17 protein-coding genes are annotated in these 25,581 nt (G+C 73.7%); 9 read left to right on the top strand and 8 right to left on the bottom strand.

Translation table 11 applies throughout. The features are described from left to right. Positions 1-29 precede the first annotated feature (29 nt). The gene (locus tag AB0J87_RS27020) at positions 30-986 is read right to left on the bottom strand and encodes a TIGR04222 domain-containing membrane protein (protein ID WP_363969446.1); all 957 of its coding nucleotides are present in this window, start codon (positions 984-986) and stop codon (positions 30-32) included. 156 nt (positions 987-1,142) lie between these two features. Beyond that, positions 1,143-1,523, bottom strand: coding sequence for a peptidase inhibitor family I36 protein (locus AB0J87_RS27015; RefSeq protein WP_355202498.1), 381 nt, complete (start codon positions 1,521-1,523; stop codon positions 1,143-1,145). A 311-nt stretch (positions 1,524-1,834) separates the two neighbouring features. Here AB0J87_RS27015 and AB0J87_RS27010 point away from each other — a divergent pair, with 311 nt between their 5' ends. The 6 genes from AB0J87_RS27010 to AB0J87_RS26985 all read left to right on the top strand — a co-directional run bounded on the left by AB0J87_RS27010 (position 1,835) and on the right by AB0J87_RS26985 (position 7,308). Beyond that, complete coding sequence (locus tag AB0J87_RS27010; RefSeq protein ID WP_363969444.1) at positions 1,835-2,755, top strand: DUF6282 family protein; 921 nt, start codon at positions 1,835-1,837, stop codon at positions 2,753-2,755. After that, positions 2,752-3,570 (top strand): ABC transporter ATP-binding protein, encoded by an 819-nt coding sequence (locus AB0J87_RS27005; protein ID WP_363969442.1) that lies wholly within the window; start codon positions 2,752-2,754, stop codon positions 3,568-3,570. Before AB0J87_RS27010 ends, AB0J87_RS27005 begins: the two co-directional genes overlap by 4 nt. Next, entirely contained in the window at positions 3,567-4,382 is an 816-nt protein-coding gene (locus tag AB0J87_RS27000) for an ABC transporter permease (RefSeq protein ID WP_363969440.1), read from the top strand. The genes AB0J87_RS27005 and AB0J87_RS27000 overlap by 4 nt, the downstream gene beginning before the upstream one ends. Continuing rightward, positions 4,379-5,395 (top strand): ABC transporter substrate-binding protein, encoded by a 1,017-nt coding sequence (locus tag AB0J87_RS26995; protein WP_363969438.1) that lies wholly within the window; start codon positions 4,379-4,381, stop codon positions 5,393-5,395. Before AB0J87_RS27000 ends, AB0J87_RS26995 begins: the two co-directional genes overlap by 4 nt. A 118-nt stretch (positions 5,396-5,513) precedes the next feature. Continuing rightward, a complete protein-coding gene (locus AB0J87_RS26990) occupies positions 5,514-6,983 on the top strand; it encodes a hypothetical protein (protein ID WP_363969436.1) in 1,470 nt (489 codons plus the stop codon). A gap of 40 nt (positions 6,984-7,023) precedes the next feature. Next, positions 7,024-7,308, top strand: coding sequence for a protealysin inhibitor emfourin (locus AB0J87_RS26985; protein ID WP_319719532.1), 285 nt, complete (start codon positions 7,024-7,026; stop codon positions 7,306-7,308). Here AB0J87_RS26985 and AB0J87_RS26980 read toward each other — a convergent pair. After that, positions 7,236-9,581, bottom strand: a complete 2,346-nt coding sequence (locus tag AB0J87_RS26980) for a LuxR C-terminal-related transcriptional regulator (RefSeq protein WP_363969434.1) — start codon at positions 9,579-9,581, stop codon at positions 7,236-7,238. The genes AB0J87_RS26985 and AB0J87_RS26980 overlap by 73 nt on opposite strands. A 135-nt stretch (positions 9,582-9,716) precedes the next feature. On the opposite strand from AB0J87_RS26980, the gene AB0J87_RS26975 reads away from it, so the two are divergent. From AB0J87_RS26975 to AB0J87_RS26965, 3 genes are all read left to right on the top strand, one after another. Further along, complete coding sequence (locus AB0J87_RS26975) at positions 9,717-10,706, top strand: NAD(P)-dependent alcohol dehydrogenase (protein ID WP_363969432.1); 990 nt, start codon at positions 9,717-9,719, stop codon at positions 10,704-10,706. A gap of 83 nt (positions 10,707-10,789) precedes the next feature. Then, positions 10,790-11,329: a TetR/AcrR family transcriptional regulator gene (locus AB0J87_RS26970; RefSeq protein WP_363969430.1), complete on the top strand. Its 540-nt coding sequence runs from the start codon at positions 10,790-10,792 to the stop codon at positions 11,327-11,329. Beyond that, positions 11,326-13,131, top strand: coding sequence for an alpha/beta fold hydrolase (locus tag AB0J87_RS26965; RefSeq protein WP_363969428.1), 1,806 nt, complete (start codon positions 11,326-11,328; stop codon positions 13,129-13,131). Before AB0J87_RS26970 ends, AB0J87_RS26965 begins: the two co-directional genes overlap by 4 nt. Positions 13,132-13,168: 37 nt before the next feature. Here the strand turns inward: AB0J87_RS26965 and AB0J87_RS26960 are convergent, their stop codons facing one another. From AB0J87_RS26960 to AB0J87_RS26940, 5 genes are all read right to left on the bottom strand, one after another. Beyond that, positions 13,169-15,130, bottom strand: coding sequence for an SWIM zinc finger family protein (locus AB0J87_RS26960; protein WP_363969426.1), 1,962 nt, complete (start codon positions 15,128-15,130; stop codon positions 13,169-13,171). Beyond that, positions 15,127-18,693, bottom strand: a complete 3,567-nt coding sequence (locus AB0J87_RS26955) for a DUF5682 family protein (RefSeq protein WP_363969424.1) — start codon at positions 18,691-18,693, stop codon at positions 15,127-15,129. Before AB0J87_RS26955 ends, AB0J87_RS26960 begins: the two co-directional genes overlap by 4 nt. Continuing rightward, a complete protein-coding gene (locus AB0J87_RS26950) occupies positions 18,690-19,820 on the bottom strand; it encodes an AAA family ATPase (RefSeq protein ID WP_350732152.1) in 1,131 nt (376 codons plus the stop codon). Before AB0J87_RS26950 ends, AB0J87_RS26955 begins: the two co-directional genes overlap by 4 nt. 74 nt (positions 19,821-19,894) lie before the next feature. After that, entirely contained in the window at positions 19,895-24,715 is a 4,821-nt protein-coding gene (locus AB0J87_RS26945) for a DNA-binding protein (RefSeq protein WP_363969422.1), read from the bottom strand. Next, positions 24,712-25,578, bottom strand: a complete 867-nt coding sequence (locus tag AB0J87_RS26940) for a DUF4132 domain-containing protein (protein ID WP_350732156.1) — start codon at positions 25,576-25,578, stop codon at positions 24,712-24,714. The genes AB0J87_RS26945 and AB0J87_RS26940 overlap by 4 nt, the downstream gene beginning before the upstream one ends. Positions 25,579-25,581 lie beyond the last annotated feature (3 nt).

Genomic DNA, 25,581 nt, shown 5'->3' with positions numbered 1-25,581 from the left:
AGGTGAACGCCTTGAGTAGGTCGGGCGGGTCAGCTGCCGCCGCCCCCGCAACCGCCGCCCCCGCAACCGGACCCGCCACCGCAGCCTGAGGAGCCGCTGCCGCAGCCCGAGGACGAGGACCCGCTGCCGCAGCTCGACCCGCTGTAGGTCGATCCGCCGCAACCACCGGAATGGGTGCCGCCGCTGCTGCCGGACGTCGACCGCGGCCTGCGTCGAGATGCGGCCCGGGGGATGTAGGTGTCCAGCGCCCTGCTCAGGTCCGTGTCGCGCAGTGCCCAGTGACCGTACAGCGCGATGTACACCGGTCCGTTTCCCGAGCCCGCGGGGTGCGCCTGGCGTACCCGGCCCAGCTCCGCCGCGCCGTCGGCCGTGAGCCTGCCCCGCCTGAACTTCCTGTCGCCGGCGAGCACGCCCACCGCGCCGATCCCGGTGGCCAGCAGGACGAGTACGGTGACCAGCGGTAACGGCGTCGGGCCTGCGGCGAGCACGACCGCCCCTGCGACGACCCCGGCGACCGCCAGGACGGAGATCACCCGCAGCCCGCGGGCCAGCCGCGTGAGCCGTGCGAGACGGGCATCGGTCACGATCAGGCCCAGCTCGGCGACACGGTGCTCCAGCTCCCTCATGGCCGGGCCACCGCCCACGGCCCGGCTCACCAGGAACCTTGACGGACCGTCGTTCGCCGCGACGGCGGCCAGAGTCTCCCGCTCGACAGGCTCGTCCATGGCGGATCTCTTGGACACGGTGTAGAAGCGCGGCCCCCGTGACACGCGCAGCTCCCCGTTTTCGGCCAGGAGCGTGATGGCCGTGTCGACCACTTTCCCGGATCCGCCCGCCAGATAGGCGAGTTCGTAATGATCGAGGTCGCGCGCGCGGGATCCGGCCGCGGCCGCCCGGGTGGCGGCGTGCTCGCGTTTGATCGCGAAGGCGATGGTGACGGTGATCGCCGCCAGGGCCACCGAGAGAATCAGCAGGACAAGGTCCATTACGGCCTCCCTCTGTGCAGCCGATGAGGCTGGTTATCTGAGAGACGCGTAAGGACCTGGAAGAGGTTTCGTTTTGCTCATTTAGATTCCCGGCGCGCGCGGGCCCCTTCGCGCCGCGTGCGCCCGGGGCCCGCGTGTCCGGCTCGGCTCAGGGGCTCAGCAGCGGGGCGCCACGGCGTCGATCTTGCCGCCGAAGTCGTCCTTGTAAACCCTGCGGTAGTCGCCGTCCCGGACGACGCGTGTCTCCTTGCGGTCGGGGACGTGGATCCAGTTGATGAAACATCCGTCGGCGTGCGCCATGAAGGAGCCCACGTTGTCGTGCAGGGCCGGAGGGACGTCCACGTAGCCGTTCCCCGGGTTCCAGCACCACGACGAGCCGGTGTAGTCCCGCCCGCTGTACAGGCAGATGTCTCCGGCCCGGGCCGAGCCGGAGACGGGTGGGGCCGCCGCCGTGGCGGGGGCGGCGCAAGCCAGGATGGCGAGGGCGACGGTGCCGGTAATCGATGCGATGCGCATGCCGCGTGTGCTCGACTTCATTACGGTTTCTCCTCGTGTCGGTGCAGCCTGGAGGGCTTCCAGGGCAGCTCCATCACAGGGTGTAACAGATCCGATACGCAGCGCGTCTACCTGGCGGATACAAGATCCGGGCCTGCGGTCGGCAAGAAGTGGCGGCCGCGTCATAGCGGGACGTCGAGCGCGGTGCAGTCGCGCGATTCTCGCCACAAAATTGTTGACAATCCAAGCAGATTTATGTGATCAAGGTGTTGTGTGGCAACCCCTTGACGGTTGTCGCCGATATTGTAAACAATCTGTTTCCCAAGATGACCAACGACATTGGGGGACCACGTATGGCGGACCATCCCAAGCCTTCCGCCCGAGCCCGTGAGCTCGTCGCGGGCGCCTACGACATCCACATTCACGTGGCACCCGATGTGATGCGCAGGCGGATAGACGACCTCACCCTGGCGGGGCGCTTCGCGGAGGTGGGGCTGGCCGGGTTCGTGCTCAAGTCGCACTACGTCCCCACGACGGAGCGGGCCGCGGTGGTGCGGGCGGCGGTGCCCGGGTTCGGCGCGGTCGGCGCGATCACCCTGAACGCGTCCGTGGGCGGCATGAACCCCGTCGCCGTCGAGATCGCCGCCCGCGGCGGCGCGCAGGTCGTGTGGCTGCCCACCGTCGACAGCGCCAACCAGCGGGCCTGTACGGCCGGCGACCCCGAGGGGGCCACGCCGCCCATGTGGGCCCGGTTGCAGGCCGAGCTGCGGGAGGCGGGGATGGCGGCCGATCCGGTCGACGTCGTGGAGCCCGGCGGAGCCGTGCTGGAGCGGACCCGGCAGGTGCTGCGGGTGATCGCCGGGCACGACATGACGCTCGCCACCGGTCACCTCAGCGCGGACGAGATCGACGCGGTGGTGGACGCGGCCGCGGAGGAGGGCGTCCGCCGCATCGTGATCACCCATCCGGAGTTCACCTCCCAGCGGGTCGCGATCGACCGGCAGCGGGCGCTCGCGGCCAAGGGCGCGCTGCTCGAACGCTGCTTCACCACGCCGCACTCCGGCAAGGTCACCTGGAAGACGTGGTACGAGCACATCGACGCCGTGGGCCCGGAGCACTCGGTGCTCTCCAGCGACCTCGGCCAGCCGTTCAACCCGCCCGTGGAGGACGGTCTCGCCCTGCTGGCCGACCGGCTGCTCGCCGAGGGCTTCACCGAGGAGGACATCCGGACCATGGCCGTCGGCAACTCCCGTCGGCTGGCGGGTGCGGAATGAGCGGCGCGGGCGCTGAGCGTGCGACGAGCGCGGGCGGCGGGCGCGGGACGGGCGGTCCGGTGATCAAGGTGAGCGGGCTGGCCAAGCAGTTCGTCAAGGGTGACGTCGGCATCGTGGCGCTGCGTGACTTCGACCTGGAGATCGCGGAGGGCGGCTTCGTCAGCGTGCTCGGCCGCAGCGGCTGCGGCAAGTCGACGATGCTCAACCTGATGGCCGGTCTCACCACGCCGACCGCGGGCTCGGTCGCGTACCGGGGCGAGCCGGTCTCCGGCCCGCGTACGCAGCTGGGCTACCTCACCCAGTCCGACACGCTCATGCCGTGGCGGGACGTCCGCCGCAACGTCGAGCTCCCCCTGGAGATCGGCGGCGTGCCCGCGCGGCCGCGCAGGGAACGCGCGGCCGAGCTCATCAAGAAGGTCGGCCTGGAGGGGTTCGAGCGGCACTACCCACGCGAGCTGTCCGGCGGGATGCGCCGCCGGGTCAGCCTGGCCAGGATGCTGGCCGGCGACCCCGAGACGCTGCTCATGGACGAGCCGTTCGGCGCGCTCGACGCCCAATTGCGCGGCGACCTGCAGGCGGAGCTGCTGCGGCTGTGGGAGGAGAGCGGGCAGACGGTGGTGTTCGTGACCCACGACATCGAGGAGGCGCTGTTGCTCGGCGACAGGGTCGTCGTGCTCGGCCGGGCCGGCCGCATCGTGCTCGACCGGCCGATCGACCTGCCCAGACCCAGGGACGCCGACGAGCTGCGCGTTGACCCGGACTTCGTCGCCCTGCACCGCGAGCTGACCGGCGCCCTGCGGGAGGGAGCGCGATGACCGCCGTCCACACCGTGAACCTCGACCGGAGCTGGTGGAGCAGGCACGGCGGCACCGTGACCGTCTGGTCGCTGCGGACGCTGCTGGTGGCGGCGCTGCTGGTCGTGTGGGAGCTGACCGCCGAGCGGTGGTTCGACATCACCTTCACCAGCAGGCCGAGCGACATCTGGACCCGCCTCGTCCAATGGCACCAGGACGGGACGCTGTGGTCCAACACCTGGATCACCGTCCAGGAGATCGTGTACGGCTTCGTGGTCGGCGCGGTCGCCGGCGCGTTGACCGGCTTCCTGCTCGCCTCGGCGCCCGCCGTCTACCGGGTCCTCGATCCGTTCGTCATGGCCCTGTACGCGATCCCCAAGGTCGCGCTGGCCCCGCTGTTCATCGTCTGGTTCGGCATCGGCATGCACATGAAGGTGCTGCTGGCCGCGGCGACGGTGTTCTTCCTCGTCTTCCTCAACACGGCCGCGGGCGTGCGCGAGGTGGACCGCGGCCTGATCGACGCCGTGCGCCTGATGGGCGGCGGCCGGAGAGAGATCATGATCAAGGTGGTCGTGCCGTCGTCCATGACCGGGCTGCTCACCGGGCTCAAGGTGGCCATCCCGTACGCCCTCATCGGCGCCGTGATCGGTGAGCTGGTGGCCTCCAACCGCGGGCTCGGCTATCTGATCAACGACGCGGCCGCGCAGTTCGACACCGCGGGGGTGTTCGCCACGCTGGCGGTCCTGAGCGTGATCGCGGCCCTGCTCAACCTCCTGGTCGGGCTGCTCGACCGCCGGGCCGGCCGCTGGAAGCCGATGGGGGCCGACCGGTGAGGCGCGCCGTCCTGCCGATCCTGGCCGCCCTCGTCCTGGCCGTGACCGGCTGCGCGCAACGCAGCTCGACGACGCCGCCCGGCGTGCTGAACGTCGGCCAGATCAGCAACTCGATCGCGTTCTTCCCGCTCTTCGTGGCCGAACAGAAGGGATATTTCACCCAGGCCGGGGTCACGCTCGGCGAGCGGCCCAGGCTCGGCACCGGCGCCAAGGTCGCGGCAGCGCTCAAATCCGGCAGCATCGACCTGGGCGCGGGCGTGCTGACCGACGCACTCAACCTCGCCAGGATCGACGACAAGGGCAGGCTGGTGGCCAACCTGGTCGACCGCTACTACGTCGACGTCGTGGTCGGCTCCTCCTTCACCGGCGCCGCCGCCACCGACCCGCTCGACCAGCGCATCCGCGCCCTGCGCGGCAAGAAGATCGGCATCACCGGGCCGGGAAGCGGGACCGAGGCGCTGGTCACCTACCTGTTCGCCAAGGTCGGCATGGACTCCGCCACCGACTGCGAGCTGGTCAACCTCGGCAGCACCGCCGCCGCGGCGCTCGGCGCGCTCAAGGCCGGACGGGTGGACGCGCTCGCCTTCTTCCAGCCGATCGCCCAGCAGGCGGCCGCCGCCGGCATCGGCACCCGCTTCATCTCGCCCGCCGCCGGTGACGTGCCCGGCCTGGAACGGACCGCGCACGGCGTCGTGTTCACCACCCAGCGGATCATCGACAAGAAGCCCAAGGAGGTGGCCGCCTTCCAGGCCGGGCTGGAGCGCGCCCAGCGCTTCATCCACGAGGCCGACCCCGCCGAGATCACGCGGCTGCTGACCGTCTACCTCAAGGGCATCGACCCGAAGGCGCTGACCGAGCTGCCGGGTCTCATGCGTACGGAGATGCCGGAGAGCATCGGCTTCACGCGGGCCTCCTTCGACACGGCCATCGCCTTCCACCGCGCGACCGGCCTGGTCAAGCACCTCCCCACGTACGAGAAGATCGTGCCACCCCCACTGCGGACGACGCCCTAGCAGAATGTCCGATCGAAGCTTTGATTTCCCATGTGCACCTGATTATCCAAGTCCGGGCACGACTCGATAGGCGCGTCCAAATTGTCGCCGCGCCCGAGTTACGGGGAGTGGAGATCAGATGATCATTCAGGAAGTGCGGGAGAAGAGCGTCCCTGAGGGCCGCGCCGTCATCGGGACGGCCGTGGCCGACACGACGAAGCTGCTGCTGCAGCCGCCGTTCACCATCGAACCGGCGCCCGTTCAGCGCGCGGCCCCGGCTCCGGTCCCCATCCCGGTCCCGCCGATCGTCGGGCCCCGGATCCTCATCTACAAGCAGGACCCCACCGTCGCCGAACTGGGCGTCAGGCCGATCTTCATCCCCAACCCGGTGCTCAACGGGCCCACCGACGCCCGGATCATCACCCAGCTGCCCGGCACCACGCCCGTGGCGCGCAGCGTCAACGGCGACTTCATCTTCGTCCCCAACTCGCCGGAGTTCGACTGCTCGCACACGTACGCGGTCGTCCGGGAGACGCTGACGATGTACGAGCGCCACAACGGCGGCACGCCCATCCCGTTCGCCTGGAACACCGGCGGGAACCTCGACCGGCTCACCGTCTTCCCGCACGCCGCGGTCGGGGCCAACGCCTTCTACACCAGGACGGCCAAGGCGCTGAAGTTCCTCTTCTTCACCCCGACCGGCACCACGCAGCAGGTCTTCACCTGCCGCTCGCTGGACATCGTCGCGCACGAGACCGGCCACGCGATCCTCGACGGGCTCAAGCCGGGCTGGCTCGCCGCGGACAACCCGCCGCAGACCGGCGGCCTGCACGAGTCGTTCGGCGACCTGACCGCGGTCTTCCTGACGCTGGCGCAGCCGGACCAGGCCGAGGCGCTCGTCGCGCTCACCAAGGCCAACCTGCACGCCAAGTCGTTCCTGTCGGCCCTGGCCGAGCAGTTCGGGCAGGCGCTCGGCCGGCCGTTCGGCCTGCGCAACGCCGACAACGACCTCAAGCTGAGCGAGGTCAGCAACGAGGTGCACGCGATCTCGCAGGTGTTCACCGGCGGCATCTACGACGTGCTGGCCGACATCTACGCGTTCGAACGCACCCGGCAGGGCGCGCTCAAGAGCCCCACCGTGATCCTCATGGAGGTCGCGAACCAGCTGTGCGAGCTGCTGTTCAAGGCGATCGTGAAGGCGCCCGCGACCAAGGCCACCTACACGGACGTCGTCAACCAGATGCTGCAGGTCTCGGCCGCCCAGGGCGATCCCAACATCTACCGGACCTTCATCCGTAACCGGTTCGCCTTCCGCGAGGTGGTGACGTCGCCCACGCCGTTCTCCGAGATGCTCTCCGGCGAGATGGACTTCAGGAACGCCGACTACACCGGCGACGGCAAGACCGCGAAGGACATCACCAACGTCAAGCCCGCCGACGCGTCGTCGGCCAGCCTGCGCGCGGTGCAGGACCGTTCGAGCTGCTGCGGCACCATGCAGCTGCCGGAGTTCCAGGTGATCGGCGCCGACAAGCTGACGACCAAGGGCCAGCTGCACGACGACGACATCCTCGCCTCGGAACTGAGCGCGCTGAAGAAGGCGTTCAAGTAACACCTCGCCGTATCGTGCGGTACGGCAGGGGGAGTCAGACATGCGTGTGAAGATCGAGAGAACCGGCGGCTTCGCCGGCATCGAGGAGGCCGTCGGTGAGTACGACACCGACGACCTCCCCGAGCCTCAGGCCGCCAGGGTGTACGAGGCGCTGTCCGCCATCGACGCCGCCACGGCCGAGGGCGGGTCCGGGGAGGTGGGCGCCGACCTGATGACCTACCGGATCACCGTCGGCAACGGCGCGGGACGGGTCTACACGGTCTCCGACGACCCTTCGTCGAAGGCGGCCGACCCGCTGGCCGTGCTGCTGCGCCCGTCCGCCTGACCGGACGCCGCCATCCAGGCCGCGATCTGCGCCCGCGAGTTGACGCCGAGCTTGTTCAGGATGTTGCGGACGTGGCTGTCGACGGTGTGCTCGGAGATGAACAGGCGGGCCGCGATCCGCTTGTTGCTCAGCCCGTCGGCGACCAGCCGGGCGACCTCCGCCTCCCGCTTCCCGAGCGGCCCCGCGTCGGCGGGGGCGGCCCGGGCGGCGGGAGCCGGCTCGCCGAGCGCCAGCCTGATCGCGGCGTCGCGGCTCAGGCGTGCGCCGGCCTCGTACTCGGCCCTGAACCCGGGCTCGCCGAGCGCCGCCGTCGCCGACTCCTCGGCCCGGGCGACCAGCCGGGTCAGGTACGGCTGGAGGCTCGCGCCGGCGCCCGTGCGCACCGTCTCCGCCGCTCCGAGCAGCCGCGCCGCGACCTGAGCCTGTCCGGAGGCCGCGGCGTGGCAGCCCAGGGCGTCGAGCAGGCAGTACTGCGCCACCCGGTCGTCGATCCGGTGGGCGATCGGCAGGGCCTCCGCGAGCAGCGGCTTCGCCTCGTCGAGCGCGCCGGCCATCAGCATGGCCGAGCCGAGGTTCAGCAGCATCATGCCGAGGCTGTAGAGGTCGCCGATCTCCCGGCTGATCCGCACGCCCTGCGACGCCGCGGCCCTGACGTCGTCGAGGTCGCCGTCGGCCAGGCCGTTCAGCGCTCGCGACTGCAGCGCCATGAGCGTGGCCGGGAGGTCGTCGAGGGCCGCCGCGACAGAGTGGGCCTCCTCGGACAGGCGCCTGCTGGACAGGCGATCGCCGGCCATGTTCGCGGCGAGGGAGAGTGACTGCGACAGCAGACTGCGCAGGTCCGCCTCCCGAGCGGCCGTCACCGCCCGTTCGAGCGCCGGGCGGGCGGCGGCCGGATCCGACTGCAGCACGGCCAGGAAGCCGCGCATGAAGTACCCATGAGCCCGCGTCGGCGGGTCGCCGGGGCCGGAGGCGAGCAGTTCGTCCAGCCATCGGACGCCCTCGCTCGTGGCCCGCGTCATCCAGTACCAGCCGAGGAAGTAGACGAGGTCGACCCCTTCGTGGGCCGGGCAGCGCCTGAGGACCGACCGGATGTTGTCGATCTCCAGGTCCATCCACGCGAGCCACTCGAGGAGCCGGACCCGGGCCTCGGCCGCGGACCGGCGGCACCTCGACCGGTAGTAGCCGGAGCAGCGCCGTTCGACGGCCTCCTCCTCGCCGGCCGCGCGCAGCTTGAGCCCGGCGTACTCGCGCATCGTCTCGTGCAGCCGGTAGCAGGCCAGGCTGCCGGCGTCCTCCTTCATCACCAGGGACTTGTCGACGAGCGACGACAGCAGGTCCAGCGCCCGCTCCGCCGGCACGTCGTCCCACGCGCAGACCGACTCGACGTCTTCCAGGGTGAACCTGCCGGAGAACACGGACAGCCGCCTCAGCAGCGCCTGCTCGCCCGCCGCCAGCAGGTCGTGGCTCCAGTCGATGGCGGTACGCAGGGTCTGATGGCGGGGCATTGCGGCCCGTACTCCGCCGGTGAGCAGGCCGAACCGGTCGGACAGCCGGTCGAGGATCTGCTCGGCGGACAGGACCCGCGTCCTGACGGCCGCCAGCTCGATCGCCAGCGGCAGGCCGTCGAGCCGGCGGCACAGCTCGGCCACGGCCGCCTGGTTCGCGGCGGTCAGCTCGAAGGCGCCCGATCCGGCCGCGGCCCGTTCCACGAAGAGCGTGACCGCCTCGTTCTGCCGGACCCGCGCGAGGGGCCCGGCCACGGGCAGCTGGAGCGGCGGCACCGGCACCACGTGCTCACCCGGCGCCGACAACGGCTCCCGGCTGGTGGCCAGCACGCTCACGCCCGGCGCGGCTTTCATGATCTCCGTCACGAGCCGGGAGGCCGCTTCGAGCAGGTGCTCGCAGTTGTCCAGCACGATCAGCAGCCGCTTGTCGCGCAGGTGGGCCGGCAGCCGGGCCAGGGGATCGGCCGCCGCCTGGTCCCGCAGGTCCAGGGTCGCCAGCACGGTGTCGCCGACCCGCGCCGGATCCCGGACCTCGGCCAGCTCGACCAGCCACGCGCCGCCGGGGAACCCGCGTCCGAGGCCGGACGCCATCCGCACCGCGAGGCGGGTCTTGCCCACGCCGCCCGGCCCGACGAGGCTGACCAGCCGGGCCTCGGTGAGCTTCTTCCTGACTTCTGCCAGCTCGTGGCGGCGGCCGATGAAGCTGGTCGCTTCGGCCGGCAGGTTGCCCGAGCGGCGCGGCGGTCTGGCCATCGTTGATCTGGACACTACTCCCGGCGGCGGATCGATTGGCCCCCTAAATCACGAATTTCCGTGATATCCGCGCTCGGAGGCGGCTGCCTACGCTGACCAGCGACGCGGCCGCGCGGCGCGTCCTGCCGGCAACTCGTCCAAGGGGGCACCATGAAGGCAATCCGCTATGACCGGTACGGCTCGCCCGACGTCCTCGAGCTCCACGACGTCGACCCACCCGCCGTGGGCGACGACGACGTCCTGGTCAGCGTGAAGGCGGCCGCCGTCAACCCGCTCGACTACCACTTCATGAGGGGCACGCCGTACGTGGTCCGCTCGATGAGCGGCCTGTCACGGCCCAAGCCCATCGGCATGGGCGCCGACCTGGCGGGGTGCGTCGAAGCGGTGGGCAGGAACGTCACCAGGCTCCGGCCGGGGGACGAGGTGTTCGGCGGCCGGGCGAAGCCGGAGGCGCGCAGCGCGGCGTTCGCCGAGTACGCCTGCTTCCGCCAGGACGCGATGCTCCTGAAGAAGCCGGTCAACCTGACCTTCGAGGAGGCCGCCGCCATCCCGGTGGCCGCGCTCACCGCCCTGCAGGCGCTGCGGGACAAGGCGCGCGTCCGGGCCGGGCAGCGGGTCCTCGTCAACGGCGCCGGGGGAGGCGTGGGCACGTTCGCGGTCCAGCTCGCCAAGGCGTACGGGGCCGAGGTCACCGGCGTGTGCGGCACCGGGAACGTGGAGATGGTCCGCTCGATCGGCGCCGACCACGTCGTGGACTACACCCGGGACGACGTCACCCGGGCCGGGCGGCGCTACGACGCGATGATCGACATGGTCGGAAACCATTCGCTGTCCGAGATCAGGCGCGTGCTGGCCCCGAAGGGGGTGCTGGTGGCCGTCGGGGGGCCGGTCAAAGGGCTGTGGCTGGCGCCCTTCACCGGTCCGCTCAAGCTGATGGCGCTCTCCATGGTCATGAGCCAGCGGCTGGCGCCCATGCTGTCGCGGACGAGCAGCGAGGATCTCGAACTCCTGCGGGACTTCGCCGAAGCCGGGAAGATCACGCCGGTCATCGACCGGACGTATCCGCTCAAGGAGCTGCCCGAAGCCGTCCGCTACCTCGAGAAGGGCCACGCCCGGGGGAAGGTCGTCATCACCATATAGTTGGAAAAATAGGTAGACCGGTCTATATTTTCCGCATGATAGGAACCAAAGGCGCGCAAACCAGCGCACGGCTGGTGGAATCGATGCTCGAGCTGATCCAGGCCCGCGGCTACAGCGGCACGGGCCTCAACACCGTGGTCGAGCACGCCCGCGCTCCCAAGGGATCGCTGTACTTCCACTTCCCCGAGGGGAAGGAGGCGCTCGGCGAGAAGGCCGTCGCGCTCGCCGCCGAGCGGTTCCGCGCCCTCGTGGTCGAGTCGGCGCTGGAGCCGGGGAGCCCGGGCGACGTGGTCCGGCGCGTGATCGACGTGCTGGCCGGGATGCTCACCGACAGCGACTTCCAGCTCGGCTGCCCGGTCTCGGTGGTCACGCTGGAGATGGGCGCGCAGAGCGAGCGGCTGCGGGAGGCCTGCGCGGACGCGTTCGGCTCCTGGATCGACCCCATGGCCGAGTACCTCGTGGCCCAGGGCCGCCCGGCCGCCGCCGCGCGGACGCTGGCGACGGCCGTGGTCAGCACGGTCGAGGGGGCGATGATCATGTCACGCGCCCGGCGGTCGGTGGAGCCGCTGCGCTGCGCCGCCGACGTCATCGCCGCGCTCCTGGCCGGGGAGAGGCTGTCATGAGCCGGCACGCCCTGGTGTTCGGGGCGACGGGGCTCATCGGCCGCCACCTGATCCTCGCGCTCGGCCAGGCCGGCGTACGGGTGAGCGCGGCCACCCGGAGCCCCGAGTCGTACCGGCGGCTGGTCCGCTGGCTGGAGGAGCACGGGCACGGCGAGGCCCCGGCCGATCTCCGGGTCGACTTCGAGACGCCGTCGCTGATCCGCGGCGACGCGGCGGACGTCACCGAGATCTACAACTGCGCCGGCGCCTACCGGTTCGGGATGCCGGCGGAGGAGGCCCGCCGCGCCAACGTCGACAGCGTCCGCGCCGTCGTCGCCTTCGCGGCGCGGCTGCCCCGGCTGCGCCGCCTCGTGCACGTCTCCGGCTACCGGGTGGGCGGGCAGGACCCCGAGCCCTGGAGCGACGAGCGACGGCGGGAGACGTACGAGGCGCTGGGAGCGTACGAGGCGTCGAAGGTCGAGTCGGACGCGGTGCTCAAGGCCACCGCGGAGCGGCTCGGCGTCCCCTGGTCCGTCGTCAACCCCTCCAGCGTGATCGGCGACAGCGTCACCGGCGAGTCGGACCAGCAACTGGGCCTCGCGTCGAGCGTGAAGGAGATCTGGCAGGGCAGCATGGCGGCACTGCCGGGAGGCGCCACGACGTTCGTGCCGGTGGTCACGGTCGACCATCTGGCCCGGTTCATGACCCTGCTCCCGCTGGACGAGGCCGCCGAGCGGAGCGCGTACTGGGTGCTCGACGACGACACGCCCGCGTTGCCCGACCTGCTCGCCCGCGTCGCGGAGCACTACCAGGTCAGAGCGCCGCGTACGCGGATCCCGGTGTCCCTCCTGAAGCGCCTGCCCCGAGTGCTCACCAAGGCCGACCCGGAGACGCTGACGTTCCTCTCGGACGACCGCTACCCCACAGGTCCGGCGGACGCCTTCGCCGCCCGGCACGGCCTCGCCATGCCGGACGTCACCACGTCCGTCCTGCGCTGGGCCGACCACCTGGCGGCGCACCGGTTCGGAGCCGTCCCCGCAGGTCGGCGGCGCTTCACCGCGCCCGGCGGGGTCCGCACCTTCGAACTCGGCGAACCGGACGCGCCCACCGTGGTCCTGCCGGGCCTGCCGGTGAACGCCGACACCTGGGCCCCGGTCGCCGCGGCGCTGGACCACGCCCGCGTCGTGGACCTGCCCGGGCTGGGGCTGAGCGCGGGGCGGCTCGGGGACTGGCCGCGCTGGCTGACCGCGCTCGTGGACGAGACCGGCGCCCGTCACCTGGTGGGTCACTCCGTGGGGGCGGCGGCCGCCCTGGAGGCGGCACTCGCGCGTCCCGATCTGGTGGACCGGCTCACGCTCGTGTCGCCGTTCTTCCTCCAGGCGCGCGCCGGTCTCGCCGCGCGGTCGGCGTTCCTGAGCCGCCGCTATCTGGGCCGGGTACGCCCTGAGGCGCTGGCGCAGCGGCTCACCGGGGACGTGGCGTACGCGAAGGCGCTGGAGTCCAGCGTCGCCGACCTGCGCCGGGGCCGCGTGGCCGCCGACGTCGCCCGGCTCCTGGCCGGCGTCGGCCGGGAGGACCGGCGCGCGGACCTCCGGGCCAAGCTGCGGCGGTACGCGGGGAGCGTGCACGTCATCGTGGGAGCCGGCGACCCGCTCACCGCCGAGGGACGCATGCTGCTGGACACGCTCCCCCGGGCCACGGTGACGGTCGTCCCCGGCGCCGGCCATCACCCCCAGCTGACGCACCCGGACGAGCTCGCCCACGCCATCCGGATCCCCTCGGCGGAGGTGCGGGAGCCCAGCTCTCCCGCCGTGCCGTCTTAGGGGCCGCCACGTTCGACCTGGGTGACAGCCGGGTTGGTCAGAGGGCCTCCTCGGGCTGCCAGGAGGCGTGGATCATGGCCCGTTCCGTGGCGGCGAGGTGGGTGGCGGCGGCCACCCACGCCCACGCGTACCGGTCCGGCCCCGTGTCCGTCAACCGCCCGAACACGTCACGGCTCCGGCGGTCCGCCTCGGCGGTCAGCCCCGTGACCAGGTCGGCGGCGGCCTGGAACCCGGCGCTGCGCAGCTGGATGTACGACTCGCCGTTGCGGGCCGACTCGGCCACCGCCCGCCTCCCGCCGGACACGGCCAGCTCGACCAGCCTGCGCACCCGCCAGAGCGGCGCGCCGGCCACCGGGTCCACCTCGTCGCCGTCCGGGGGCGGCGGGCAGGCGTCCTGGGGCGGGAGGTGGGCTCCCTGGAGCCGGTCGTACCCGAGGTCGGCGTGCCCCTGCCAGTCGGGGGGCAGGCGCAGCGTCGCCTCGGTGCCGGGAACCGGACCGACCGCCAGCGGGAGCAGCGTCGCCACCCGGTCCGGCTCCACCCGGCCCACCACCCGTACGAGCAGGCCCGGACGGGAGGCGAGGCGCCGCAGGTTGTCGACGTGGGCCAGCTCGGGGTGGTGACTGGCCGGGACGAGCCGGATCAGCGGACCGTGGCCCCGCACGTCACCCCCGGAATCGGGCAGCACCGCGCGGGCCAGTACGTGGTCGCCTGCCGCGCCGACGATGACCAGGTCGCAGCCGACCGGTTCGCGGGCCTGTTCCGCCGTGTCCGACTCGCTCCAGGCGTGACCGGAGAGCCGGGCGCCCGCCGCCTCCGCCAGCGGCCGGGCGAACAGGGCCGCCATCGGCCCCTCCGTCCACGGCATGCCGGAGACGGGGGTGGCCCGTACACCCTTGCCCGCCCCGAGGCGCCCGTCCGGGGAGACGGTGGCGCCGACGATCAGCAGCCCGGCACGGGAGAGCTGGGAGTGGTTCAGCATGGCGGGGCCGATGGCGACCGGCGCGGTGGCGGCTCCACGGGCACGGGCCGATCCGCCCGGCTTGACGTCGGCCACCGAATACCAGCGGCCGTCCTCCGCGACCACGTGCGTCACCACGCCGCCGTACCCGGTGGCGCTGATCACCGGCTCCCTGAACACCCCGTACACCTTCAGGCTCCCGCCCGGCTGGTAGTTGCGCCGTACGGTGCCGGCCAGCGCCGGGTCGGGGTCCGCCCCGGCCAGCCGGCCTGCGGTGAGCAGCAGCTCGCGCAGGGCGGAGACCAGGTCGGCGAGGCGGTGGCCGTCGTGGCGGGCGCGGGCGGCGCGCAGCCCCCGCACCACCCGCAGCGCGGCGGCCTCCGCTCCCGGCAACCCCGCGAGGCGGGCGGTGTGCGCGGCCCTCAGCAACTCGGCCTGGGGCACCGCGCCGGCGGCGGGCACCCCGGCGGACAGCACGGCGGCGGCAGCGGCCCACAGCCCGGTCGCGGCGGCCACCTGCGCCGCCGTGGGCCCCGTCGCCTCGTCTGCCCCCTCAGCCGCACTGTCAGGTGTGCCGCTGACCTCCGGCTCCGCGGCCGTCTGCGCGCCGTCGGATCCGGCGAGCGCGGGTTCGGCGTCGGAGGAGTCGCGGGAGGCGGTCTCCTCTCCGCCGGGGAGCGCGTCCCCGATCGGGCAGGCGCTCAGTACGGCCGCACGATGCAGACAGCGCGGCGCCAGCAGGCAACTGCACGACGCCTGGCCACCATCGGTGATCACCCCGGACGGCCCCGGCGAGAGCGTGACGACCGCGTCCTCGCCGCAGGCGATCCACACGCCCTCCCCGCCGGCCGTGACGGGCAGGGCCGCGTACTGTTCGATCGCCGCGTCCAGCTTCTTGCGCAGCCGCGAGGTCAGGCTCTCGACGGCGGCGGCCACCACCTCCGGGGTCACCGGCGGCAGCGGCCCGCCGCCACCGGGAGAGCCGGACGGGACGGTCTCCGGAGCGGTTTCGGGACTGGTTGACGTGGAGGGGTTCACCGGTGTTCTCCGCGGAGGCGGTCGCCCACCCATCGGGCGAGGGCGAGCGGGCTGAGCGCGGCCACGGGCATCCCGGCCGCGACGAGTTGCTGGGCGACGGGGATCGAGTAGCGGGGTACGCCGTCGTCGTCCAGGGCGGCGCATCCCATCAGGTGCACGCCGGAGCTGGCCAGCGCGCGCACCTCGGCGAGCAGGCCGCCGATCGGGTAGCCCTCCTCGAAGTCGCTGACCACCACGACGAGCGTGCGGCTCGGGACCGTGACCAGCGTACGGGCCTGGGCGAGCCCGGCGGCGATGTGCGTGCCGCCGCCGACCCGTACCTCCAGCAGGAGGGACAGCGGGTCGCTGACCCGGTCGGTCAGGTCGATCACCTGCGTGGAGAACGACAGGAAGTGCGTGGACAGCGTCGGCACCCCCGCCAGCACGGCGGCCGTCAGCGCCGACCAGATCACCGACGCCTCCATGGAGCCGGAGACGTCCACCACCAGGATCAGCCGCCAGTCGGCCTCCCGGCGCGAACGCGTGCTGAACACCGGCCGCTCCGGCACCACCACGAGCCGGCCGTCGTCCAGGCGGCGCGTGTGCGCCAGGTTGGCGCGCAGGGTGCGCGGCAGGTCCAGCTTGCCGCCGGGCCGGCGGGTCGGGCGCGGCGTGGCGACCCCGGTCATGGCGGGCCGCAGGCGGGTGGCAAGCTCGCGGGTCAGCTCGTCCACCAGGCGGCGTACGAGCGGGCGCAGCTTGGCCACCTGCTGCTCCGGCAGGCCACCGGCCAGGGACAGCACGGAGGTCAGCAGGTCCACGGACGGCCGGACGGAGGCGGGGTCGAGTTCGGTCAGCACGTCGTGGCGTCCGGCATCGGCGGCGCGGGCCAGGACCTCCTCGCGTACCTCGGTGCCGAACAGCGCCTCCAGCTCCTCCGACCACTCGCGTGCCGTGGGGAACGGCGCCTCCTTGCCGCCCCCGTCCCCCGGGGCGGGCCCGAAGTCGTTGGCGCCTTCGCCGCGGCCCGACCCGTACAGCTCGTCCAGGGCGCGGGCGTACGAGCGGGCGTTGGGGGGCAGGTTTTCCGACTCCCGGCCGAGCAGCAACCGCCACCGGTCCGCGGGCCTCAGCCTGCGGTGTATGTCGGTCACGGGAACGGCGACCGCCTCCGGCTCCTCCGAGGTCCCGGCCTGCGGTTCATCCGCCGGTGCCGGGGTGCTCTCGATGGGGATGGGGAGCCGGAGCGCGCGCAGGGCCTCCAGGCCGGCCGCGTCGGCAGCGGTCCAGAGGGCCAGCAGCGCCGGCGGAGCGTGCAGGGCCACGTCGAGCCGGTCGCCGAGCCGTTCGGACACGACCCCTAGCAGCCGGGCGCGGCCGGCCGGGCTGAGCGTGTCGAACCCGCCGCGCAACGCCGGCAGCCGGTCCAGGAACTCCTTGTCCGTGAGCCCGTCCACCCGGTTCATGAGCGGGTCGAGCGCGGCGGGGGCCGACTGGAGCAGCGGCCCGGCGGCCGTGAGCACGCCGGTCAGCAGCCGGGCCAGCCGCAGGCGGGCGTCGGGGCCGGTGGCGGTGTCGATCCAGCCGGCCGCCCGGTCTCCGAGCGAGGCCGGGCCGTCCAGGTCCAGCAGCACGCGGGCGGCCAGCGCCGCCCCCTGCATGAGGGGCGAGGCCGTACGCGCGAGCACCGCCAGAGCGTCGTCCATCCGCAGGCCCAGGCGCTCCTCGCCGGCCCGGGAGGCGAGGGCGACCAGGGCGACCGCGTCCTCCGGTTGATCGCTGCCCGCCAGCCCCGGCAGGGCGCGTACCGCCGCCTCCAGGAGGGTGCCGGACAGCTCTCCGGCCTGCTCGCGGCCCTCCGGCGTGGTGCCGGGCAGGTGCCGGCGGCGCAGGGCCTCCAGCAGGTCGAGGGCCTGGAGCAGCTCGGCGAGGCTCGCGGTGGCGGGCAGCGTGACGGCGGCGTCGGCGAGGCGGTCGGCCACCAGGTCGGGCAGGTCGCAGCCGGCCGCGGCGCGCAGGCCGCCGAGGATGAGGGCGCAGGTCGGGCCGCCGTCCGCCGACTCGCGGCGGTACGTCTCCCGCAGCGTCCCGGCCGCGGCCTGGGCGAGGGTCACACCGCGCACGCCCGCCAGGTCCAGCAGGGCCGGGACCGCGGGGGTCCAGGCCAGCCGCCACCTGGTGGTGAGCGCGGCTCCGTCGCCCGTGCCCATCACCTCGATCGGCTCGCCGTAGTTGACGCCGCAGACGAGGAGGCGCTGCAGGGCCACCTCGCGGCGGGCGTCGAGGTCGGAGCGGAGCGGATCGAGACGTACCTCCCGGGGTTCCGGGTTGTCGGGACACGGGAGGCGCAGAGCGGCGAGATCGGCCTCCACGGCGGGGCCGAGCCCGGAACGCGGCGTGCCGGGCGCGGTCCTGCCCCGCTGGGTGCCGACGAACACGGTGTCCAGGGCCCGCGCCAGAGCACGTCCCCGGCCGAGCGGCTCGCCCTGGCCGAGCACGGTCGTCACCGCCTCCAGCAGCTCGCCGCGCCCGGGGGCGGGCAGGCCGCGCAGGCCGGCCAGGTCGCAGGCGAGCCGCAGCGTCTCGACGGCCTCGCCGGTGCCCGCGGTGTGCCCGGCCGAGCGCAGTTCCCGGCACAGGTCCGTGATGGCGCGCGCGGCGCCGTCCCGGACCTTCCCGGGATCGCCTCCGGCCGCGAACACGGCCTGCTGCCAGCGCGGGTCCCGGATGCCGGCCGGGTAGCCGGACCGGGAGTCGAGCAGGTCGAACGCGTACGGCACGAGCGAGGTCACGGGCACCGGCCCGGCCCCGTCAGCCGGCCCCACGGCGGGGCCGGTGGCCTCGTCGGTGGCCTCGTCGGAGGGCAGGCGGAGCGCGGGCGCGTGGAAGGCGCCGATCACCGCCGCGACCCGGCGGCCACCGGCCGCGGCGACCGCGAGGACGCGGCGCATGTGGTCCTCGCGGGCCAGGTCCATCGCGGGCACGCCGCCCGCGGTCTCCGCGTCGCGGCGCAGGGCCCAGCCGACGCCGAGGGCGGCGCGGCGGACGGCCTCGGGTTCGCAACCGGGGGCGAGGACCTCGACGGCGCGGTCCCACATGTCGTCGCCGTCACGCCCGCTGCCGGCCCTGGCCAGCCCCTCGGCGAAGGAGACACCACGCGGGCCCGCCTCCTCGGCGAGGGGAGCCGGCGCGGTGGCGTCCCAGCCGCGGTCGGACAGCGGGAGGTCGCAGCAGACCACCTCCGCCCCGCGCTTCCAGGCCCACCGGATGGCCACCAGCTCGGGCGAGAAGTCGGCGAACGGGTAGAACCCGAGCCCGCCGTCGACCCGGGCCCCCGCGAGCGCCACCGGGGCCTGCGTCCCCGGGTCGGCCAGGTGCGCGAGCCAGGGCTGGAAGTCCGCCGGCAGCTCGACGCAGACCACCTCGGGGTCGGCGGCGTCCAGCAGCGCGGGCAGCACCACGGCCAGGGCGGGGCTGTGGTGCCGCACCCCCAGCAGGTACGGCCGCGACGAGGCCGCCAGCTCGGCGACCGCCTCCCGGGGATCCAGATCCGGGGCGGGCGGATTGAGGCTCTGAGCGGTCAACGGAGGTTCTCCCGCAGGTCCCACAGGCGGCGCCACATCGCCGACCCGTCCTCCGCGCGCCTGCGTACCGGCCCGTCCCAGTAGCCCAGCAGCCGCCCGTGATCCGCGGGGTCGTCCTTGCGCACGACCCCCAGCAGGTGACCGGGCACCAGGTCCAGCACGTCCCCGGTGGGCAGGTACGCTGCCGCCACCCCCAGCGAGGCCGCCACCTGCACGGCCTCGGCCGTGGACATGACGGTGCCGGGGCGTTCGACGTCCCAGCCCTCGGTGGAGCGGCCGGAGCGCAGGTCACGGAAGACGGTGACCAGCGCGTCGAGCACGGCGTCGTCCACCCCGAAGGTCGCGCCGGCGCGCTCGACGACGGCCGTGGCCTGGCGGCGTACCAGGGAGACCTCGGCGTCGGCGTCGGAGATGGGGCCGACGGTCTCGAAGTTGAAGCGCCGCTTGAGGGCGGCCGACATCTCCGAGACGCCGCGGTCGCGCAGGTTGGCCGTGGCGATGACGGTGAACCCGGACGCGGCCGCGACCTGCGCGTCCTCGGTCCCGGCCAGCTCGGGCACGCTGACCCGCCGGTCGGACAGGATCGACACGAGCGCGTCCTGGACCTCGGGCAGGCAGCGGGTGATCTCCTCCACCCGGGCGACGCGGCCGGAGCGCATGGCGGTCAGCACGGGCGAGTCGACGAGCGCCGTCCGGCTGGGGCCCTGGGCGAGGAGCAGGGCGTAGTTCCAGCCGTAGCGGAAGGCGTCCTCGGTCGTGCCGGCGGTGCCCTGGACGGTGAGCGCGCTGGTGCCGCACACGGCGGCGGCCAGCAGCTCCGAGAGCATCGACTTGGCGGTGCCGGGCTCGCCGACCAGGAGCAGGCCGCGCTCGCCGGCGAGGGTGACGACGCAGCGTTCGACGAGGGCCCGTTCGCCGACGAACTTGGGCGCGATCTTCATCCGGCCGTCCAGCGTCTCGTCACCGCTGCCGCAGATGAAGGTGACGACCGCGCGCGGGGTCAGCGCCCAGCCGGGCGGGCGGGGGCCGGAGTCGTGGGCGGCGAGGAAGGCGAGTTCGGCGGCGTGGCGCTCCTCGGCGGGCAGCACCTGCCGGGCCGAGGGGGCGCGATCTTCGGTCAAGGTCATGAGAAGAGAAGTCCTCTGAGTCATCGGTGGATGGAATGGGCGCGCCCCGGAGAAGGGGCGCGCCCCGAGCAGGGTCAGCGGCGGCGTCCGCGCTTCACCTTCAGCTCCTCGAAGCGCGGCGCGTCGCCGTCCCGCACCCGTCCCCAGGCCCTGGCGTACAGGTCGGCGGCGGGTTCGGCGGGCACGAGCGGAATCCCGGTCGACTCCGTCACGTCGAACATCGCGAGCTTCCACTGCTCCAGCGGCAGCCGCGGCGCGCTCTGCGCCGTCCACCCGCCGGGCAGGAACAGCGACCGCCCCGCCCGCTCGCGGGTGGCCCGCACGACCAGGTCGGTGTCGGCCAGCTCGGCGTGGGCCGACTTGAGCCGGGCGGGCTTCCAGCCGGTCCACCGCGCCGCGTTCCGGTCGGCCGGGTCGGGCATGGCCAGCAGCATCAGGTACGCGGTCGCGGCGTCCTCGCCCAGCCCGAACTCCTTGGCCACCTCGACGACCAGGTGGGGCACGGAACGGCTGGGGTCCTGCGGCCACCACGTGCCGTCGGCCCCGCGTTCCCCGGCGAGCGGGTCCCCGGGGTCGGCCAGCAGGGCCTCGAAGCGCGGGCCGCGGACGGTCCGCAGCGCGTCCATGGCCGGGAACGACCCCTCCGAGCCGATGAGGGCCCGCAGGTAGGGGTCGTCGCCGGCCTCGTCCAGGAGCGACACGCGGACGGCGGGCGCGGGCCGGTCGTCGTGGGTGGCCATGAGGACGGCGCCGTACCTTTCGTACCCCTCGCCGGTCTCGGTGGGCGTGCCGGCCGCCTTGCGGAAGGCGGGCAGGTCGACGTACCGGCCGAGGTCGAGCAGCAGGCCGGGGGCGGCCAGCCGGTCGCGTACGGCGGCCAGCGCGCCGGGCAGCGCGGCCCTGATCGGGTCGCCCGCGGGCAGCCGGTGCGCGAGCCAGCGCGACATCACGATGGCCGTGTGCAGGGTGTCGGCCGTGAAGCCGGTGGCGTTCTGGTCGGCGGGGTGGGCGCGGTCGCCCCGGATGGCCCAGGCCAGGTCGCGGCCGAGCTCGGGCTCGCCGGCCGGGTCGATGAGGGCGCGCAGCGCGCGGCCGGTGTCCCACCCGGTCCTGACCGTGCGGGACGCCTCGCCGAGCAGCCATTCGGGCACGGCCATCTGGTGGCCGATCCTGTCGTTCCAGACGGCCGCCGCGGCGGCCACGTCGGGACCGTCGCTCCAGAGCCGGGCGGGCTCCTGAGGCAGCAGCGCGGCGACGACCGCCCGCCGGATCCCCGCGCCGATCTTGCGCAGCTCGTTGCGGGCGATGGCGGCGTCGGCCACCTTCACGCCGATCGTGGTGCGGGTCTCCTTGGCGAGGAAGGAGTGCTCGTACGAGTCGACGGACGGCAGGCCTGCCACGACCAGCCGGGCCATCGTCAGGGAGACGCCGGTGAGCCGGGAGAACTCCTCGGCCGCCTCCGGCCGCCAGGGCGCGGGCCCGCGTTCGGCCAGCTCGGCGCGGAACGCCTCCAGCCACCCCTGCGGCCGATCCACGCCGACCGGGCCGGAGGAGCTCAGCGTGTACGGCTGCGGCACGTCGAACCGCCCGGACGGGTCGTGGAACAGCGCCGTCCACCGGGTCGCGGAGTCGTCGGGCGAGTCGTGGCCGAAGAGCACCAGGAACGCGCCGCCCTCCAGCGGCAGGCCCCCGAACCAGTTGCCCTCGCGCCACTCGCCGTCGGGCTTCTTCAGGTACCGGTTGGGCAGGTGGACGGCGACGCGGCGCCACTGCGAAGGGTCGGCCGCCGTGGGCAGCCCGGCCTCGGCCAGGGCCTGCAGCAGCCGCTCCTGTGTGACGCGGTGCTCCTCGGCGATGGTCGCCGATCCGGTGCGGTAGGCCACCGCGGCCAGGTGGTCGAGCATCGGCTCCCAGTCCAGGCTGGAGTACGGCAGCTCCGGCCGGTCGAGGTGGATGTGACCCACCCCGGCCGGAGCGTCGTCCGCCAGCGCCTGGATCCTCCGGACCTGCTGGAAGGCCCCGTCGGTCTCGTGGCGCCAGTAGTAGGAGGTGGAGATGTCCAGCCCGCTGAGCGCCTCCTGGAGTTCGTAGTCCGTGGGGCCCACGGGAGCCTGCTCGCGGTGTCCGCCGGCCAGTGCCTCGGTGAGCCTGGCGGCGACGGCGTCCAGCGAGGCCTGCTGCGCGCCGGCGAACCGCACGATCCCGGCGATGCCCGCCACCAGCCCGTCGTGGCTGACCTGGGGCAGCAGCTCCCGGATCCGCGCCGGCAGGTCCTCCTCGCGGGCCGCGGCCAGCAGCCGCGAAGCGGTGTCCGGGCCGAGCTCGCGCAGGGCGGCCGACCCCTCGGGGTCCCTCGCCCGCAGGTGGTGCCAGTAGCGCAGCGGCGGCAGGATGATCGTGCCCTCGCCGAACGCGCCGGGAGCGGCGTCGGTCTTGGCGGTGGAGACGCGCACGCCGTCGGCATCGACCAGTTCGACCCGGTAGCTCCCCTTGAGGACGGCCACGGGCCGGTCGGTGCCGGGGAAGGTCAGGATGCGCGCCGGTTTGCCGCCGTCGGGCGGGAGGGTGACCGCGCGGCCGGACAGGTCCTCGCCGCGCAGCGAACCGTCGGGCAGCCGCGTCACCCGCCAGCCGAGCAGCCCGCCCACGGGCACGCTCCCCGGGGTCGCCTCCTCGGACGGGGCGGGCAGCAGCCAGCCCCCGTGCAACGTCGTGCCCGCGGGGATGTCGGTGAGGAAGGCGGGCATGCTCTTCCTGCCGTGCTCCCCGCTGACCGGGTCGTACTCGTGCCAGCCGAGGGTGTCGTGGTCGGACCCGTCCCAGGTCCACACCCAGTAGGAGGTGCCGTCGGTGATCACGGACCGTTCGAGGGGGACGGTGGTGTCGCCGGGGTGCACCACGCCGAGCCCGGTGGTGCGGCCGCCGCCGGGCAGCGCCAGGGTGACCGCGTCGTCGCCGCGGTACCAGTCCATGCGCGTGCCCCGGGTGCTGCCGCTCTGGCTCTCGACGGCATGGACGCGGTCGGCCGAGGTGTGCCAGTAGCCGCGGTAGGCGTAGTCGGCGGTGCGGGACTGCCAGTAGACGAACAGGTCGCCGTCGACGTAGTGGTAGCCGATGTCGTTATACGTGTCGTTGGGCGGGATGCGCAGGTCGTGGGTGAGCACGGCGCCCTCGCGATCGAGCACGCGGACCTGCCGGGAGCCCGCCGCGATCAGGTACGGCCAGGCGTCGGCGACCACGATGTCGTCGACGTCCTTCCTCGGTACGAGGGTCGCGGCGGCCTCCTCCCAGGCCGGCCAGCCCAGCTCATCGAAGATCCCGGTCCGCAGCGTACGGGCGAGCACGGGGGAGACGTCGGCCGCGGCGGCCTGGCGTACCTCGTCCTCGGCCAGGACCAGGGCCTCGCCCGGCAGCCAGGACAGCCGCCGCAGCGCCTCGGGCAGTTCGGGCAGCCCGGCGGACGTCGACCGCGCGCAGACCTTGCGCACCCACTCGGCCAGCATCGGCCGGCTGCCGTCGGAGGCGGCCAGCAGGCGGACGGCGCGCAGCCCGTCGGAGTCGCCCGTGAACGTGTCGGCGGAGCGCTGGAAGGCCGCCGTGAACCGGCCGTCGGCGGCCAGCGCGGCCAGGTCGCGCTGCCCCTCGCCCTTCGCCCAGTGCTCCAGCCGCAGGTAGTCGCCCTCACCGGGGTCGGCCACGGGCAGGCCGAGCGCGAGGAACAGGTCGAGCAGATCGACGTCGTACGGGTCCGTCAGCCGGGTCGTGGTGCCGGCGAGCTCGGCGCGCAGCCGGTCGGTGGCCCGCTCGACGAGCGTGTAGAGGACCGGCAGCCGCGGCGGCAGGCCATAGGTGGCGTTGCGGGTGGTGAGGAAGCGCCGGAGCCAGCCCGACGCGCCGTCCTCCGGCACCTGGCCCGAGACGAGCTCGTCGACGGCGCCCGCCGCCTCGAGGACGTCCAGCCACACACCGGGCACGTCGTTGTCGTGGCTCTGCGGCATGACGGCGAGCAGCGTCGCGCGCACCTCGGGCTCGCGCGCGCCCAGCGCCCCGATCGCCGCGCGGTGCGCCTTCCACCAGCCGGTGGCGGCCCGCAGGGTGGCGGGCAGGGCGAGCAGCTCGCGCAGGTACGACTGCTCGGTCGCGTCGGCGTCCACGCCGGCCGCCCTGGCCAGGCGGCGCAGGTCGGTGGCCATCTGGGCGGAGGGGGGCATCCCGCCCGCCGTGCGCCGCACGCACAGCTGGGAGAAGCGGCGCAGCGCCTCGTCGGCGGACACCCGGGCGGCCAGCTCCTTGGCGTAACCGGACAGCACCTTGACCGGCAGCGCCCCCGCCAGCGCGAACTCCAGGAACACCGAGTCGAGCCGGTCCTCGTCGACCTCCAGCCCGTGCTCGGCCTCCGCCTTGCGGGCGCTGGAGAACATCTGGGAGGCGTAGGTGGCGTTCTCCACGCCGATGAACACCCGCCCGGCCTGCTCGTAGAAGGTGGGCAGGAAGTGCGGCACGGACGCGCCGAGCCGGCGGGCCAGCTCGTGGTAGCCGTCGAGCGCGTTCTTGGGCTTGGACTTGGCCTGGCGGGAGATCCGCTCCAGCTCCGGGACGACGGCGAGCGCGTGCTGCCCGTCGCCGGGGTAGTGCACCAGCACCCACTCGGGGAAGCCGAGCGAACGCCTTAACCCGAGCCCGACCACCGCCGGCTCCCCGTCGGGCTCCAGGCCCAGGAACCCGGCGGCCAGGTCCTCGGCCGCGCCCAGCTCGCCCGCGACCAGGCGCACGACCACGCGGTCGTCGAGCACGGGGTGACGGTAGCGGCGGGCGGTCATCGGCACGGCGCCCTCGACCGCGATCTCGGTGTCCGGCGGCAGGATCGCCCCCGCCTTCAGCAACTGCTCACTCATGCGTCCTTGCCCTCCTCGACCTTGCGCCCCGCGTACAGCGCCGCGGCCATCCGCATCCCCTCCGACCAGGCCACCGGGCCGACCTCACGCAGCGGCAGCGTCCTGCCGTCGAGGTCCTGCCAGGTCAGGCCGCCCGTGCTCACCTCGTCCTCCCAGTACGGCTCGCCGATCCAGACGCTCGCCTCGGTGATGGCCCCGGCGTCGCGGACCCGGCAGGTGGCGTAGCCGCCGGTGACCCGGTAGCCGAGCGTGGTGGCCCGCGCGGCCAGGCCGAAGCGGGAGTCGTACGTGCCGCCGGAGAACTCCGTCACGGTCGTCGCCCTGACGTCCAGGTCGGCGGGCTTGCGCCAGGTGGCGCGGTGGATCTGCTCGACCTTCTGGACCACGCCCAGCTCGGCGGCGAACTCCCGCAGGTCGTCGAGGTCGGGCAGCAGCACCGGGTGGGGCAGCGTCACCGTGCGCGGCGACAGCCGTACGGTCTCGCCGTCGAGGTTGACCACGCGCAGCTCGCCCGTCTCGGTGGCGTCGCGCAGGAAGCCCACCTCGTCGGGGTCGTCGCCGACCACGGCCAGGTCGCGCAGCGCCGACTGCCACGCCTCGTCCGGCCACACCCGGGCCAGCAGCCCGGTCGGCACGGGCAGGGACGACACCATCCACAGGTCCGCCTGCGCCACGCACGCGGCGGCGTGGCGGTCGAGCCACTCGGCGAACCGGCGCAGCCGGTCCACCTCGGGGTGATCACGCAACGCCTTCGGCAGCGATTTCAGCTGCCGTCCCGCCGATCGGCCGGAGGTGGCTCGCGCCGCCACCCGGCCTTCTATCAGGGCAACCTCGTACCCGTCGCCCGCTGCCAGCCAACCCAACGG

Source organism: Nonomuraea sp. NPDC049625 (assembly GCF_040675285.1).
GTDB lineage: Bacteria > Actinomycetota > Actinomycetes > Streptosporangiales > Streptosporangiaceae > Nonomuraea > Nonomuraea angiospora_A.
Note: the sequence above shows the minus strand (reverse complement) of the source record. Positions and strands in the feature narration are given on the sequence as shown.

Bases quoted from the DNA above. Each gene is read 5' to 3' on its own strand.
- AB0J87_RS27000 (WP_363969440.1), top strand. From the start codon at position 3,567: ATGACCGCCGTCCACACCGTGAACCTCGACCGGAGCTGGTGGAGCAGG.
- AB0J87_RS26945 (WP_363969422.1), bottom strand. From the start codon at position 24,715: ATGAGTGAGCAGTTGCTGAAGGCGGGGGCGATCCTGCCGCCGGACACC.
- AB0J87_RS27015 (WP_355202498.1), bottom strand. From the start codon at position 1,523: ATGAAGTCGAGCACACGCGGCATGCGCATCGCATCGATTACCGGCACC.
- AB0J87_RS26970 (WP_363969430.1), top strand. From the start codon at position 10,790: ATGCTCGAGCTGATCCAGGCCCGCGGCTACAGCGGCACGGGCCTCAAC.
- AB0J87_RS27005 (WP_363969442.1), top strand. From the start codon at position 2,752: ATGAGCGGCGCGGGCGCTGAGCGTGCGACGAGCGCGGGCGGCGGGCGC.
- AB0J87_RS26990 (WP_363969436.1), top strand. From the start codon at position 5,514: ATGATCATTCAGGAAGTGCGGGAGAAGAGCGTCCCTGAGGGCCGCGCC.
- AB0J87_RS27010 (WP_363969444.1), top strand. From the start codon at position 1,835: ATGGCGGACCATCCCAAGCCTTCCGCCCGAGCCCGTGAGCTCGTCGCG.
- AB0J87_RS26965 (WP_363969428.1), top strand. From the start codon at position 11,326: ATGAGCCGGCACGCCCTGGTGTTCGGGGCGACGGGGCTCATCGGCCGC.
- AB0J87_RS27020 (WP_363969446.1), bottom strand. From the start codon at position 986: ATGGACCTTGTCCTGCTGATTCTCTCGGTGGCCCTGGCGGCGATCACC.
- AB0J87_RS26975 (WP_363969432.1), top strand. From the start codon at position 9,717: ATGAAGGCAATCCGCTATGACCGGTACGGCTCGCCCGACGTCCTCGAG.
- AB0J87_RS26985 (WP_319719532.1), top strand. From the start codon at position 7,024: ATGCGTGTGAAGATCGAGAGAACCGGCGGCTTCGCCGGCATCGAGGAG.
- AB0J87_RS26950 (WP_350732152.1), bottom strand. From the start codon at position 19,820: ATGACCTTGACCGAAGATCGCGCCCCCTCGGCCCGGCAGGTGCTGCCC.